The 12893-nt window shown below is 72.9% G+C and carries 15 protein-coding genes; 4 read left to right on the top strand and 11 right to left on the bottom strand.

Going from position 1 to position 12893, the window contains the following annotated elements; translation table 11 throughout:
* Nucleotides 1–45: 45 nt before the first annotated feature.
* Both LN037_RS00290 and LN037_RS00285 read right to left on the bottom strand, forming a co-directional pair.
* Entirely contained in the window at nucleotides 46–1245 is a 1200-nt protein-coding gene (locus LN037_RS00290; RefSeq protein ID WP_230748729.1) for an acyl-CoA dehydrogenase family protein, read from the bottom strand.
* Between the two features lie 49 nt (nucleotides 1246–1294).
* Nucleotides 1295–2377 (bottom strand): SDR family oxidoreductase, encoded by a 1083-nt coding sequence (locus LN037_RS00285; protein WP_230748727.1) that lies wholly within the window; start codon nucleotides 2375–2377, stop codon nucleotides 1295–1297.
* Between the two features lie 59 nt (nucleotides 2378–2436).
* On the opposite strand from LN037_RS00285, the gene LN037_RS00280 reads away from it, so the two are divergent.
* A complete protein-coding gene (locus LN037_RS00280) occupies nucleotides 2437–3468 on the top strand; it encodes a maleylacetate reductase (protein WP_230748726.1) in 1032 nt (343 codons plus the stop codon).
* Here the strand turns inward: LN037_RS00280 and LN037_RS00275 are convergent.
* From LN037_RS00275 to LN037_RS00255, 5 genes are all read right to left on the bottom strand, one after another.
* Nucleotides 3465–4610 (bottom strand): cobalamin-independent methionine synthase II family protein, encoded by a 1146-nt coding sequence (locus tag LN037_RS00275; protein WP_230748724.1) that lies wholly within the window; start codon nucleotides 4608–4610, stop codon nucleotides 3465–3467. The genes LN037_RS00280 and LN037_RS00275 overlap by 4 nt on opposite strands.
* 10 nt (nucleotides 4611–4620) lie before the next feature.
* Entirely contained in the window at nucleotides 4621–5067 is a 447-nt protein-coding gene (locus LN037_RS00270) for an NUDIX domain-containing protein (protein WP_230748722.1), read from the bottom strand.
* 76 nt (nucleotides 5068–5143) lie between these two features.
* Entirely contained in the window at nucleotides 5144–6049 is a 906-nt protein-coding gene (locus LN037_RS00265) for a 3-hydroxyacyl-CoA dehydrogenase NAD-binding domain-containing protein (RefSeq protein ID WP_230748720.1), read from the bottom strand.
* On the bottom strand, nucleotides 6046–6939 hold the full coding sequence (locus tag LN037_RS00260; RefSeq protein WP_230748718.1) for a beta-keto acid cleavage family enzyme: 894 nt from the start codon (nucleotides 6937–6939) through the stop codon (nucleotides 6046–6048). Before LN037_RS00260 ends, LN037_RS00265 begins: the two co-directional genes overlap by 4 nt.
* A complete protein-coding gene (locus LN037_RS00255) occupies nucleotides 6936–7766 on the bottom strand; it encodes a TetR/AcrR family transcriptional regulator (protein ID WP_230748716.1) in 831 nt (276 codons plus the stop codon). Before LN037_RS00255 ends, LN037_RS00260 begins: the two co-directional genes overlap by 4 nt.
* A gap of 132 nt (nucleotides 7767–7898) precedes the next feature.
* Between LN037_RS00255 and LN037_RS32095 the strand changes: the two genes are divergently transcribed.
* The 3 genes from LN037_RS32095 to LN037_RS00245 are packed head-to-tail and all read left to right on the top strand — an operon-like array spanning nucleotide 7899 to nucleotide 9033.
* Nucleotides 7899–8138 (top strand): SH3-like domain-containing protein, encoded by a 240-nt coding sequence (locus LN037_RS32095; RefSeq protein WP_255692620.1) that lies wholly within the window; start codon nucleotides 7899–7901, stop codon nucleotides 8136–8138.
* Complete coding sequence (locus tag LN037_RS00250) at nucleotides 8135–8440, top strand: SH3-like domain-containing protein (RefSeq protein WP_308286082.1); 306 nt, start codon at nucleotides 8135–8137, stop codon at nucleotides 8438–8440. The genes LN037_RS32095 and LN037_RS00250 overlap by 4 nt, the downstream gene beginning before the upstream one ends.
* Complete coding sequence (locus tag LN037_RS00245; RefSeq protein ID WP_230748714.1) at nucleotides 8437–9033, top strand: nitrile hydratase subunit alpha; 597 nt, start codon at nucleotides 8437–8439, stop codon at nucleotides 9031–9033. The genes LN037_RS00250 and LN037_RS00245 overlap by 4 nt, the downstream gene beginning before the upstream one ends.
* Nucleotides 9034–9156: 123 nt before the next feature.
* Here the strand turns inward: LN037_RS00245 and LN037_RS00240 are convergent, their stop codons facing one another.
* From LN037_RS00240 to LN037_RS00225, 4 genes are read right to left on the bottom strand one after another with little or no spacing between them, the layout of a single operon-like run.
* Nucleotides 9157–9963 carry an IclR family transcriptional regulator gene (locus LN037_RS00240; RefSeq protein ID WP_230748712.1) on the bottom strand — a complete coding sequence of 269 codons (807 nt, stop codon included), beginning with the start codon at nucleotides 9961–9963 and terminating at the stop codon, nucleotides 9157–9159.
* Nucleotides 9963–10982: a histidine phosphatase family protein gene (locus LN037_RS00235; RefSeq protein ID WP_230748710.1), complete on the bottom strand. Its 1020-nt coding sequence runs from the start codon at nucleotides 10980–10982 to the stop codon at nucleotides 9963–9965. Before LN037_RS00235 ends, LN037_RS00240 begins: the two co-directional genes overlap by 1 nt.
* The gene (locus tag LN037_RS00230; RefSeq protein ID WP_230748709.1) at nucleotides 10982–11926 is read right to left on the bottom strand and encodes a catechol 2,3-dioxygenase; all 945 of its coding nucleotides are present in this window, start codon (nucleotides 11924–11926) and stop codon (nucleotides 10982–10984) included. Before LN037_RS00230 ends, LN037_RS00235 begins: the two co-directional genes overlap by 1 nt.
* Before the next feature lie 8 nt (nucleotides 11927–11934).
* Entirely contained in the window at nucleotides 11935–12849 is a 915-nt protein-coding gene (locus LN037_RS00225) for a catechol 2,3-dioxygenase (protein WP_230748707.1), read from the bottom strand.
* Nucleotides 12850–12893 lie beyond the last annotated feature (44 nt).

Below are 12893 nucleotides of genomic sequence, written 5' to 3'. Positions count from 1 at the left end.
CAGGGGCGCCCATGGCCCGCCTATTCGCGCGAAGGTGCCCTTCGGTCAGTCGGCGAGCAGCGCGTCCGACACGATCTTGCGCTGGATCTCCGACGTGCCCTCGAAGATCGTCGTGAGGCGGGCGTCGCGCCAGTACCGCTCGGCGGAGTACTCGGTGGTGTAGCCGTTGCCGCCGAAGATCTGCAGGGCCCGCGAGGTCACGCGCTCCGCGGTCTCGGACGCGACGAGCTTGGCCTGCGAGGTCTCGACGTCCGCCGGCGCACCCGAGTCCACGAGCCACGCTGCGTGCAGGTAGAGCTGCCGGGCGGCCTCGACGTCGGCGGAGAGGTCCGCCAGCGCGTGCCGGATGACCTGCTGGTCGCCGATCGGGTGCCCGAACTGCACGCGCTGCTTCACGTAGGCGATCGCGTCCTCGACGGCGCCGCGCGCGAGCCCGACCGCCCGCGCGGCCGTCTGCACCCGGGCCGGCCCGAGCCAGCGCAGCGACTCCTTGAACCCCTGGCCCTCGTCCTGCCCGGTGTCCTGCAGCGCGTCGGCGGGGAGGCGGAGCCCGTCGAGCTGCAGCTCCCACGTCGTCAGGCCGTAGTAGCCGATCTTGTCGATCGGGGTGCCGGTGACGCCCTCCGGGAACTCCCCGCGCGCCTTCTCCACGAGGAACAGCTCCAGTCCGTCGGAGCGTCCACGGCCTTCGCGCGGCTCGCGGGTGCGCGCGAGCAGGTGCAGGAAGTCGGCCCGCTTCGCGTGCCCGACCCAACGCTTCGTCCCGCTGATCACCCACTCCTCGCCGTCGCGCTCGGCGTGGCACCCGACGTTCGCGAGGTCGGAGCCGGCCGACGGCTCGGAGAACGCGATCCCCCCGATCCACTCACCGCGGGCGGAACGCTCGAGCAGGTCCGGCCGTCCGGCGCAGCCGGTGCCGTTGCCGCGGGCGATGATGCTCGCGACGCTCATCCACGCCCGCGCGAGCTCCTCGCAGATCAGCGCGTACTCGAGCACGCCCAGCCCGAGCCCGCCGTGCTCGCGGTCGATCATCACGCCGAAGTAGCCGAGCTCGGCGAGCCGCGCCATCAGCTCGTCGGGGATCTCGGCGCGCTGCGGGTCGAGCTCGTCGGCGACCGGCAGCACCTCCTCCATCGCGAACGTGCGCGCGACCCGCTGCAGCTCCAGCCGCTCCGGGGTCAGGTACACGCTCGCCGCGGGTGCGAGCGTCTCGACACCCTCGAGGTTCTTCCGGCTCCAGCTCATGCCGCTCTGTTCCCGACGCCGGGTCCTCCCGCACCTGCGCGGGCGGAGGTCACGTCCGGACGTGCGGGACGATGCGGTCGGCGGCGAGCCGGTCGAACACGGCGGCGAAGGCGTCGAGGGTGCGGACGTAGCCGGGGAACCCGGCGAGGCGCGACCGGGACATGTCGGTGAGGCACTCGATGTCACGGCCCAGGTCGCCGTCGGTGTGCCAGAACGAGGCGACCCGGTCGAGGTCGGTCTCCACCAGGTGCTCGCGCTCGGCGATCCGCGCCCACACGTCCGCCGCGCCGGCCGTCTGCTCCTCGAGCGGGCGCACGGTGCCGTCGAACCCCTGCGCCTCCACCCCGAGCAGCTCGGCGAGCCGCGGCCACATCCAGCGCCAGCGGAAGACGTCGCCGTTCACCACGTTCAGTGCCTGGTCGTGCGCCGACGGCGACCCGGTCGCCCAGATCATGTGCTCGGCGGCCTGCCCGGCGTCGGTCATGTCGGTGAGCCCGTCCCACTGCTGCTGCGAGCCGGGGAAGGTGAACGGCCGCCCGGTCTCCCGGCACAGCGCGGCGTAGGCGGCGAGCGTGGACGCGATGTTCATGGCGTTGCCCACCGCGTAGCCGACCACCGTGTGCGCCCGGTGCACGCTCCACGAGAAGCGGTGCTCGCGCGCGGCGGCGAACAGCTCGTCCTCCTGGGCGTAGTAGAAGTTCGGCGCGTCGAGACGCGGCTCGGTCTCCACGAACGGCGTCTCCGGCAGCGTCCCCTGGCCGTACGCCTCGAACGGCCCGAGGTAGTGCTTGAGGCCCGTCATCAGCGCGACGTGCTGGACCGTGCCCTCGGCGCCCGCGGCCGCGAGCACGTCGCGCACCATCCCGCCGTTGACCCGGATGTTCTCCTCCTCGCTGTCCTGGCGCGCCCACGCGGTGAGGAACACCGAGGTCGGCCGGGTGCCGGCGATCACCTCCCGCAGGGCGGTGGGGTCGGTGAGGTCGGCGTGGAGGCCCTCGACCTCGGCGACCGTCGACGACGACCGCCGCGACAGCCCGAGCACGTGCCCCCCGCGGACGGTGAGGCGCTCGGCGAGGGCGTGGCCGACGATCCCGGTGACGCCGACGATCAGGGGGCGGGAGAGCGGATGCATGCGCGGCGGGTGCCCGTCCCGCCTCGGTTGAACCCTTGACCATTGCGGTAGAAGGAGACGTGTTCGTCTACACCGCCCAGCCCGCGCGCGTCGTGTTCGGCGCCGGCACGCTCGACCGGCTCGCCGACGAGGTCGACCGGCTCGGTCGGTCGCGGGTCCTGGTCCTGTCCGGCCGCCGGCACGCGGAGCGCGTGGAAGCGGTGCTCGGCCCGCGCGCCGTGGCGCGCTTCGAGGGCGCCGCGATGCACACGCCGGTGGAGGTGACCGAGCGCGCGCTCGCCGTGCTCCGCGACGCGGACGCCGACTGCGTCGTCGCCGTCGGCGGCGGCTCGGCGACGGGCCTGGCCAAGGCGCTGGCGTCCCGCACCGGGGCCGACCAGGTCATCGTGCCGACGACGTACTCCGGGTCCGAGGTCACGCCCGTCCTCGGGGAGACCGCCGACGGCCGCAAGACCACCCGCACGTCGCCGGACATCCTCCCGGAGACCGTGATCTACGACGTCGAGCTCTCCCGGTCGCTGCCCCACGACGTCACGGTCACCAGTGCCGTCAACGCCCTCGCCCACGCCGTCGAGGCGGTGTACTCGCCGCAGGCGAACCCCGTCGTCGACCTGCTGGCCCTCGACGCGACCCGGCGCCTGGCCGCCGGTCTGCGGGGTCTCGACGGCGGGGACTCCGCCCGCGACGACCTGCTGATGGGCGCCTGGCTGGCCGGTACGTGCCTCGGCTCGGTGGGCATGGCGCTGCACCACAAGCTCTGCCACACGCTCGGCGGCTCGTTCGACCTCCCGCACGCCCCGACGCACACCGTCGTCCTCCCGCACGCCATGGCCTACAACGCCGCGGCCGCGCCGGAGGCGATGCGCCGGCTCGCCGACGCCCTCGGGGTGGACGACGCGCCCCGCGGCGTGTTCGACCTCGTCACGACGGCGGGTGGCCCCACCTCCCTGCGCGAGCTCGGGATGGACGGGGCCGACCTCGACCGGGCGGCCGGGATCGCCGTCGGGACCCCGTACCCGAACCCCGCCGAGCTCACCTACGACGGGCTGCGGGCGCTGCTGGGCCGGGCGTGGGCGGGCGAGCGGCCCTAGACGAGGTCCGCGCCCGCCCGCAGCGCGCGGAACTTCTCCCACACGACGGTCGGGTGCACCTCGGGCTGGTAGCTCGCGCGCGAGGAGAACCCGCAGTCGGCGCCGGCGATGACCTGCTCGCGCCCGACGGCGTCGACGTAGTGGCGCAGCATCTCGGCGACGAGGTCGGGGTGCTCGACGTAGTTCTGCGCGTGTCCGAGGAGCCCCGGGACGAGGACCGCGTCCCCGAGCCGACGTTGCAGCCCGGCGTCCTGCCAGATCGTCCACTCGTGCATGTGCCGCGGGTTCGCGACCTCGAACGAGTACGCCCCGGCCCGGATCGCCAGCATCGGCCCGGCGACCTCGGCCATCGTGATGTCGTGGATCCGCGGCCCGTGGTTGAGGCCGTAGCAGGTGTGGAGGCGGATCCGCTCGGTCGGGATGTCGCGCAGGGCGTGGTTGACGATCTCGGCGTGCTCGGCCGCGGTGCGCTGCCGCTCCTCGGGCGTGAGCTGCGGGTCGGAGAGGATCTCGATCAGCCAGGGGTCGTCGATCTGGAGCAGGAACCCGGCGTCGACGATGGCCAGGTACTCCTCGCGCAGCGCCTCGGCGACGGCGGTGTAGTACTCGGTGTCGGTCGCGTAGTACTCGTTGCGCCCGAAGCCCCGCGGCGACGTCGACGGCATGAACGCCTCGGTGGCGTCGACCCCGACGAGCGCGGCCTTCAGGTTGTCGATGTCGGTCCGCAGCTGGTCGTGCCCGGAGTAGGAGACCGGCCCGACACAGGCGACCGTGACCATCGGCGCCACGGTCTTCGTGTACTTCCCCATGTACTGCTCGTAGTACTCGGGGAAGGCGTCGAGCTCGAGGCGCCACGACGGCGGGAGCAGCTTCTCCCCGGACGACGGGGAGAAGCCCTCGAGGCGGTCCTGGATGTAGGTCGCGAAGCTGACCTTGCCCATCTCGCCGTCGGTGACGACGTCGAGGCCCACCTCGGCCTGCTTCGCGACGACGTCGCGCACGGCCTCGGTGACCTGCTTGGCGAACCCGGCCTCGTCGTACGGGCGGCCGTGCTCCTTCTCCCGCATCGTGTCGAGCAGCGCCTCCGGGCGCGCGAGGCTGCCGACGTGGGTGGTGAGGATCCGCTCTCCGCTGCGCTGCATGGCCCCGACGCTAGGAACGGGACCGCCCGCGAGACACCGCGTCGTTCGCGTGTGCGGCACGGGGGACGTGGTGGAAGCCCACCTGGGCGGGCAGCGCGAGGAACCGGCACAGGTACACCAGGCCGCGGTCGTCGCCCTCGCCCTCGACGGTGTACGTCCAGTGGTCCCGGGGTTCGGTCGTCGTCGCGCGCACCAGGACGGTGTGCTGCGGGGTGCCCGCGGCGGTCGGACGGTGGTGCACGGAGATCGGAGCGCCGACCGTGACGGCGGTCAGCCCGGTCTCCTCGCGGACCTCCCGCCGCGCCGCCGCCTCGATCGTCTCGCCCGGATCGACCCCACCGCCCGGGAGCTGCACGCCGGCGTCCGGGTGGTCACGGTGGTCGAAGACGAGCACCTCGGGGCCCTGTCCGGTCTCGCGGACGAGGGCGACGGCGACACGGAGGCGGGTGGTGGACACCTCGTCGAGTCTGCCCGGTGCGCGCTGCTGCGCGTGGCGCACACATGCCGGCGTGGGCGGCGCCGGAGTCCGCGCGTCAGGACCGTGCGTCCTCCACGGCCCGGCGGATCGCGATGACCGCCCGGTCGCGCTCGGCGACCAACGATGCGAACGACCGGTCGGTCGCCGTCCCCGCCACCATCGCGTCGCGCAGCTCCGGTGTCAGCTCCGGGGCGTCCAACCGCGTCCAGGGGGCCTGCAGCGACGGCCCGAAGTGGTCGAGCATGTGCGCCATCCCGCCCTCGCCCCCGGCCAGGTGGAACGTCCGGCACGGCCCGTGCACCGGCCAGCGCAGGCCCGGGCCCTCGGTGATGGACGCGTCGATCTGCTCCACGGTGGCCTCCCCGTTCGCCACCATGTGCAGCGCCTCCCGCCAGAGCGCCTCCTGCAGCCGGTTCGCGACGAAGCCCGGCACCTCCCGGTCCATCTCGATCACCGACTTGCCGAGCCCGCGGTAGAACTCCGCGGCCCGCTGCACGACGGCCGGAGCGGTCGCCTCGCCGCCGACCACCTCGACCAGCGGGATCAGGTACGGCGGGTTGAACGGGTGCCCGACGACGAGCCGCGACGGGTCCGCGGCGCGAACCGCCATGTCGGTCATCGGGAACCCGGAGGTCGACGACGCGACGATCGTCTCCGGCCCGGTCGCCGCGGCGAGGTCGGCCAGCAGCGACCGCTTCAGCTCGAGGTCCTCGGGCGCCGACTCCTGCACGAACTCCGCGTCCCGCACGGCCTCGGCGAGCGAGCCCGCGACCGTCAACGTGCCCCACGCGTCGTCGGGAAGACCCACCGCGTTCAGCGCGGGGCGGGCCGCCTCGACGACCGTGCGCAGCCGCGCGTCGGCGTCGGGCGCCGGGTCCCAGGCGACGACGTCGTGGCCACGGGCGAGGAAGTAGGCCGCCCAGCCGCCGCCGATGACCCCGGCGCCGATGCAGGCGATCACCGCTGCAGCCCGAAGATCTCGCGGGCCTCGTCGGGCGTCGCGACGGCCGATCCGAGCGACTCGATGATGGTGACCGCTTGCTCCACGAGCTGGGCGTTCGTCGCCTTGACCCCGCGGGAGAGGTAGAGGTTGTCCTCCAGCCCGACGCGGGCGTGCCCGCCGAGCAGCACCGACTGCGCGACCCACGGCAGCTGGTCGCGTCCGAGGGCGAACGAGGTGAACTCGGCGTCGGCGGGCAGCTGGTTGACCATCGCCATCAGCAGGCCGGGGTCGGCCGGGGCGCCGTAGGGCACGCCCATGCAGAGCTGGAACAGCCCGGGCGCGTCGATCAGGCCCTCCTCGCGCAGGACCGTGGCGAACCAGAGCTGGCCCGAGTCGAACACCTCCAGCTCGGGCTTCACGCCGAGCTCCTGGAACCGCTTCGCGCCCTCGCGCAGCATGGCGGTCGTCGAGACGTAGAGGGCCTGGCCGTCGCCGAAGTTGTACGAGCCGCAGTCGAGGGTCGCGATGTCGGGGAGGAGCTCCTCGACGTGGGGCATCCGGTCGCGCTGGCTGACGAGGTCGGTGCCGTCGACGGGCTTGAGCGGGTCCTCGGCGTCGACGACGAGGTCGCCGCCCATGCCGGCGGTGAGGTTGAGGACGACGTCGACGTCGCTCGCCCGGATCAGCCCGGCGGCCTCGCGGTAGAGCGCGACGTCGCGGGAGCGGATGCCGGTCTCGGGGTGCCGGACGTGCACGTGGACGACCGCTGCACCCGCGCGGGCAGCGGCGATCGCGTCGTCGGCGATCTGCTGCGGGGTGACCGGGACGTGCGGGCTCTTGGCGGGCGAGTCGGCGGCGCCGGTGAGGGCGGCCGTGATCACCACGCGGCGGTTGACGGGGCGGCTCATGCGGGGTCCTTCCGGACGACGGACGTGGTGAAGTCGTGCAGCGCGGCCCGCATCTGCGCGGGGGTCGAGGCGCCGGTCATGACGCCGACGCCCAACCCGTCGACGAGCGCGGTGAGCTGGCGGGCCCGCAGCTCCTGGTCGCCGGGTGTGAACACGCCGGTCTCGGCGCCGGCCTCGAGGGTCAGGCGGACGGTGCGGAACCAGCGGTCCTGGGCGCGGGCGTACAGGTCGCGGTGGCGGGACGCCGTGACGGCCTCCACCCACACCTGCATCCAGATCGACCACTCCGGCTCGAGGACCGGGCCGTCGGGCATCTGGAGGTCGAGCAGCCTCTCCAGCCGCTCGACGGGGTCGTCGATCGCGGCGAGGGCGGCGGCCTGCCGGTCGTGGGCGAGCTCGACGTTGTGCCGCAGGGCCTCGTCGAGCAGGGCGTCCTTGTCCGCGTAGTGGTAGTGCACCGCGGCGCTGCTGGTGCCGGCCGCCCCGGCGACGTCGGCGATGCGCACGCGGTGGTACCCGCGGGTGGCGATGAGGGTCCAGGCGGCGTCGAGGATGCGCTTGCGCGCGTCGTCGGGCTCGCTGCGGACGGCGATGAGGTCGGACGCGGCGGTGACGGGGGAGGAGCCCGCACCGCGGAGCAGCCAGGTGAGGTCGACGCCGGTGTGCGCGGCGATCCGGTCGAGCTCGTCGGGGGTGAACCGGCGCCGGCCGGCGAGGGCCTTCGACAGCTTGGTCTCGTCGAGCCCGACCGCCGCTGCGACCCGTCGTCGGGAACCCGCGGCGTCGACGGCCGCGCGGACCCGGTGCCGGACCTCGTCGTCGCTCATCGGTCGGCACGCTACGGGTGTCCTTGCCGCTATCGCAAGTCCTGATTGGTGGATCAGCCCGCGGCTTGCGATCGTGAGGGGAGGATGCGAGCGCTCTTGTGGTGCGAGGGTTCCCCTCACGAGACTCGAGGGATGGCGTACGCGAACGACGTCGGTGGCATGCACGGGTTCGGGGACCTGCCCGAGGAAGGGCACGGCTTCGAGTCGGTGTGGGAGGCGCAGGTGTTCGCCCTGAACCAGGCGTGCGTGGCGGCGGGCGTCTACACGCTCGACGAGTTCCGGCACACCATGGAGCGGATCCCGCCCGCCGAGTACTACGCGATGCCCTACTACGAGCGCTGGCTGTACGCGGTGGAACGGCTGCTGCCGTGAGGGAGACGGAGCGCAGCGGAGCTCGACCCGCCGTCGGGGTCGGCGACCGCGTCCGGGTGCGCGTGCTGAACCCGCCGGGGCACAACCGGGCGCCGTCGTACGTGCGCGGGCGCACCGGGGTCGTGGTGCGGGCGGTGGGGGACGGGCGCTTCCCCGACGAGGCCGCGGCCGTCGGCGCGGACGCGCGGCGCGAGGAGAGCTGGACGGTGGCGTTCGCCGGGACCGAGCTGTGGGGCCCCGACGCCGGGCCGAACGACCGCGTGCACGTCGACCTGTTCGAGACCTACCTGGAGCGTGCATGAGCGGGTCCGGCCACCATCGCAACGGTGAGCTGCAGGCGCGGGTGAACGTGCTGCTGGCGCTCGCCGAGGAGCGCGGCATCGTCGACCGCGAGGAGATCGACCGGCGGATCGAGCTGCTCGGGTCGTCGGTGTCGCCGCTCAACGGGGCGCTCATGGTCGTCCGGGCCTGGAACGACGACGCCTACCGCGAGCGGCTGCTCGACGACGCCGGTGCGGCGGCCGCCGAGCTCGGGGTCTCCGGCGGCGGCTACTCCTCGGACATCCGGCTGCACGCGGTGGCGAACACCCCCGAGGTGCACAACGTCGTCGTCTGCACCCTGTGCTCCTGCTACCCGCTGGCGTGGCTGGGCCCGCCGCCCGCCTGGTACAAGTCCGAGGCCTACCGCTCCCGGGTGGTGCGCGACCCCCGGGGGGTGCTCGCGGAGTTCGGGACGACGCTGCCCGACGCGACCGAGGTGCGGGTGTGGGACGCCAGTGCCGAGGCCCGGTACATGGTCGTCCCGATGGCCCCGGCCGGGGCCGCGGACCTCTCGGAGGACCAGCAGCTGGACCTCGTCACCCGGGACTGCCTGATCGGTGTGGCGGTGCCCTGAGTGCCAGCAATGCGTCACTGCTTGCACCCGGTGACGGGAAAAGCCACATCGTCGGCCGCGACCTGACGATGTGGCTTCTCTGGCGTCCAGTGCAAGCGGTGACGCATTGCTTGCACTCGGGCCCTAGGACGTCGCCCGCTCCAGCGCGACCGTGATCCGCTCGGCCGCGCGGCGCACGCCCTGCACCAGGGCGGGCTTGCGCGGACCGAGCACCCGCGACGTCGAGCCCACGACCGACACCGCCGCGACGGCCCGGCGCCGGCCGGAGGCCCCGGTGAGGATCGGCGCCGCGATGGACGACCAGCCCTGGTCGTACTCGTCCCGACACGTCGCGTAGCCCTGCTCGCGGGTCTGGACGAGCGTCTGCCGCCAGCGGCGCGGGTCGACGACCGTGAACGGGGTCCGGCGCTCCAGGCCCCGCTCGAGGATCGCCATCGTCAGCGACGGGTCGGACGCCGCGAGGACCCGCCCGATCGACGACGAGTGCGCCGGGTTGCGGTGGTAGTCGGTGCGGAACCGCAGGCCGGCGCCCTCGGTCTCCAGCCGCTCGAGGTAGAGCACGTCGGTGCCCACCGCGACGCCGAGCTGCACGGTCTCGCGGACCGTCTCCCGCAGCTCACCGAGCACCGGCATCGCCACCTCGCGCAGCAGCAGCCGGTCGACCGCGAGCTGGCCGTACTCGAAGAGCCGCAGGCCGAGCCGGTAGCGCCCCGACCCGGCCTTCTCCAGCAGGCCGCCCGCCGCGAGCGCGGCGAGCATCCGGCAGGCGGTCGACTTCGCGATCCCGAGGCGGGCCGCGACCTTCGTGGCGCCGAGCTCGGGGGAGTCGGTGAAGCAGTCGAGGACCGCGACGGCGGTGGACACCGACCGCAGGGGCGAGTCCTCGGCCTCGTCGGGCAGCACGGGCGGCGTGAAGGGCAGGACGGTCATCACGCCTCCCAGTCCGGGAACTCGTCGGGCGGCGGCACGTTCACCTCGGTGACCCGGTTGCGGTAGGAGACGAACGCGGTGCGCCCGCCCTCCCGCATCTTGATCCGGATCTCCTCGGTGTTGAGGGGCTCGCCGGGGTCGTAGCCGTGCGCCCAGGTGGCGAAGGCCCGCATCGGGCCGGAGTGCGTGGCCGCGAGGATCCGCTGGTGGTCGGGCTGTTCGTGCATGAGGCGGTGGAAGCCCCGCCAGAACCGCCGCACGCACATGGCGGGCGGCTCGAAGTACATCATCGGGATCGTGAGCCACTCCTGGATCGGGTCGGCCCCGCCCAGCTGGGTCCGGTAGAACCGGTCGATCTCGACGAGCCAGCGCGGCCGGTCGCCGACCGCGAGCCGCTCCAGCGTCTCGTTCGTCGCCTGGTACTGCCGGAACGCCGAGGTCACGTCGCGGAGCCCGTCCGGGGTCCACACCCCGAAGTTGCGCAGCTCCGGGATCGGCTCCTTGTCGGTGATCTCCGCGTCGATGCCCCACATCGACAGGCCGTCCTTGGCGCCGCGGAAGAGCTGGTCGGCGGTCTGCCGGGCGCGGTTGGTGTCGGCGCAGACGAGGAGCACCCGGTCCCCGTCGGACCAGCGCCGCGCGAGCTCGTGGCCGCGGCGGTGCGCCTGCCACGCGCCCATCGGCGTGAGGCCGGCGTCGGTCGAGTACCCCTGGGTGATGCCGTGCCGGATGATCGAGATCTCGCAGACGATCTTCTCCGACGCCCGGCGCTCGACCGGCGCGGCGATCTCCTTGCCGCGACTGGCCTCGGCGAGGGCCGGGGTGAAGCGCTCGCCGTCGTGGGAGACGCTGGTCTCGGTGCCCGACGAGGCCGTGGTCCGTTCCCGGAAGCGGCGCAGGTAGAGCGGGACGCCCTCCTCCGCGGGTGCCTCGGTGTCCGGCGTCCGCCGCCGGGACCGGTACCGCGACAGGTAGTCCGGGGTCTCGTAACGGTCCACCGACCGCGGGTCGCGGGCCATCAGGAGTGCACCGTGAAGAAGCGCTCGTTGACCTGGCGGTGGTAGTAGAAGATCGCCCGCCCCATCTCCTCCTCGGTCCAGGTGATCGGCTCGAAGTCCGGGTCCACCCAGTAGCCGCCGGTGAACAGCTCGTTGCGGTTGCCGGCGGGGTCGAAGAAGTAGGTGGTGTAGCCGCGGGTCACGCCGTGGCGCGTGGGGGCCACGTCGATCGGGACCCCGTGGTAGGCGAGCGTGTCGGCGGCCTCGCGGATGCCGTTCCAGTCGTCCATCCAGAACGCGAAGTGGTGCAGCGCGCCGTTCGGGCCGGTGATCACCGCGATGTCGTGCGGGGTGTGCGAGTGCTCGAGGAACGTGGCGAGCTGGTGCCCGTCGTTGGCGAGGATCTGCTCGGTGAGGCGGAACTCGAGCAGCTCGGTGAAGAACGCGGTGAACGCCTCGACGTCCTCGGCCATGACGAAGACGTGGTCCAGCCGCGGCGGGGCGATGCCGACCAGGTCCTGCGGTCGGGGCGGCGGGTTCTGCATCGGGAGCATGTTCCCGATGCGCTCGGTGCCGTGGGTCAGCTCGACGAGGTGCCCGGACGGCGCCTCGAAGCGGATCGCCTCGCCCCAGCCGGGGCCGAGCTCCCGCGCGGCGAACCGCTTCACGGCCACGCCGGCCGCCTCGAGCCTCGTCGTGAAGTGGTCGAGGTCCTCCGGGGCGTGCAGCTTGAACGACATGTGGTCCAGGCCGTGCGTGGGTGCGGAGCGCAGGATCACCGAGTGGTGCTCGCGCTCGTCCCAGCACTTCAGGAAGACGCGCTCGGCGCCGTCGCGTTCGTCGCGCGCGGTCTCGATCAGCCCGAGCACCTCGGTGTAGTACGCCGCGGCGAGCTCGAGGTCCGGGACGCGGATCTCGACGTGCTGCAGCCGCAGGATGCGGTCGGACGTGGAGTTGTTCGGCATCGGACCCCTCACGTGTGCATGCGCAGGAAGCGCTGGCTGACGACGTTCTCGTAGTAGAAGAGGCCCTTGCCGAAGTTGTCCTCGGTCCACGTGAGGATCTCGGTGTCGGGGTCGACCCAGTAGCCGCCGGTGAAGACCTCGTTCCGGATCCCCAACGGGTCGAAGAAGTAGATGGTGTTGCCGCGGGTCACGCCGTGCCGCGTCGGGCCCTGGTCGATCTGCACGCCGTTGTAGGCGAGCGTGTCGGCGGCCTTGCGGATGTGGTCCCAGTCGTCGAGCCAGTAGGCCCAGTGGTGCAGGGCGCCGTTGGGACCGTTGACGATCGCGATGTCGTGCGGGGAGTTGGTGCGCCCGGCGAGCCAGACGCCGAGCTGGTGGCCGTTGCCGTCGAGCACCTGCTCGGTCATCCGCAGGCCGAGCACGTCGATGAAGAAGGTGGCGGCCTCGGCGACCTCCTCGGCGTTGACCAGCATGTGGTCCATGCGCGGGGGCGCGATGCCGGGCAGGTCGGGCGGCGGCGTCGGGGCCGGGTTGTGCTTCCCGAGCAGGTTGCCGGTCTTCTCGATGTCCCAGACCAGTTCCATGATCTGGCCGCTCGGGACCTCGAAGCGCAGCGACTCGCCCTGGCCGACCGCCTCGCCGCGGCTGACCCGCGAGGTCGGGCAGCCGTAGGCCTCGACCTTGTTCTCGAAGTCGGCGAGGTCGTCCTCGGCCTCCACGCGGAAGGTGAAGGAGTCGAGGCCGGTGCGCGGGTTGTAGCGCATCCGCAGGGAGTGGTGGTCCTCCTCGTCCCAGCACTTGAGGTACACCGCGTCCTCGGTGCGCATGACCTGCTGCAGGCCCATGACCTCGGTGTAGTAGGCCGTCGAGAGGTCGAGGTCGGGGGTCCGGACGTCGACGTGGGCGAGGCGAAGGATGCCCATGTACACCTCCTGGGTGTGCTTGACGTCACGACGCTAACCGCCCT

This window comes from Actinomycetospora soli (assembly GCF_021026295.1).
Lineage (GTDB): Bacteria > Actinomycetota > Actinomycetes > Mycobacteriales > Pseudonocardiaceae > Actinomycetospora > Actinomycetospora soli.
Note: the sequence above shows the minus strand (reverse complement) of the source record. Positions and strands in the feature narration are given on the sequence as shown.

Bases quoted from the DNA above. Each gene is read 5' to 3' on its own strand.
- LN037_RS32095 (WP_255692620.1), top strand. From the start codon at position 7,899: ATGGCGTACGCGAACGACGTCGGTGGCATGCACGGGTTCGGGGACCTG.
- LN037_RS00235 (WP_230748710.1), bottom strand. From the start codon at position 10,982: ATGGCCCGCGACCCGCGGTCGGTGGACCGTTACGAGACCCCGGACTAC.
- LN037_RS00225 (WP_230748707.1), bottom strand. From the start codon at position 12,849: ATGGGCATCCTTCGCCTCGCCCACGTCGACGTCCGGACCCCCGACCTC.
- LN037_RS00240 (WP_230748712.1), bottom strand. From the start codon at position 9,963: ATGACCGTCCTGCCCTTCACGCCGCCCGTGCTGCCCGACGAGGCCGAG.
- LN037_RS00285 (WP_230748727.1), bottom strand. From the start codon at position 2,377: ATGCATCCGCTCTCCCGCCCCCTGATCGTCGGCGTCACCGGGATCGTC.
- LN037_RS00260 (WP_230748718.1), bottom strand. From the start codon at position 6,939: ATGAGCCGCCCCGTCAACCGCCGCGTGGTGATCACGGCCGCCCTCACC.
- LN037_RS00255 (WP_230748716.1), bottom strand. From the start codon at position 7,766: ATGAGCGACGACGAGGTCCGGCACCGGGTCCGCGCGGCCGTCGACGCC.
- LN037_RS00245 (WP_230748714.1), top strand. From the start codon at position 8,437: ATGAGCGGGTCCGGCCACCATCGCAACGGTGAGCTGCAGGCGCGGGTG.
- LN037_RS00290 (WP_230748729.1), bottom strand. From the start codon at position 1,245: ATGAGCTGGAGCCGGAAGAACCTCGAGGGTGTCGAGACGCTCGCACCC.
- LN037_RS00275 (WP_230748724.1), bottom strand. From the start codon at position 4,610: ATGCAGCGCAGCGGAGAGCGGATCCTCACCACCCACGTCGGCAGCCTC.
- LN037_RS00230 (WP_230748709.1), bottom strand. From the start codon at position 11,926: ATGCCGAACAACTCCACGTCCGACCGCATCCTGCGGCTGCAGCACGTC.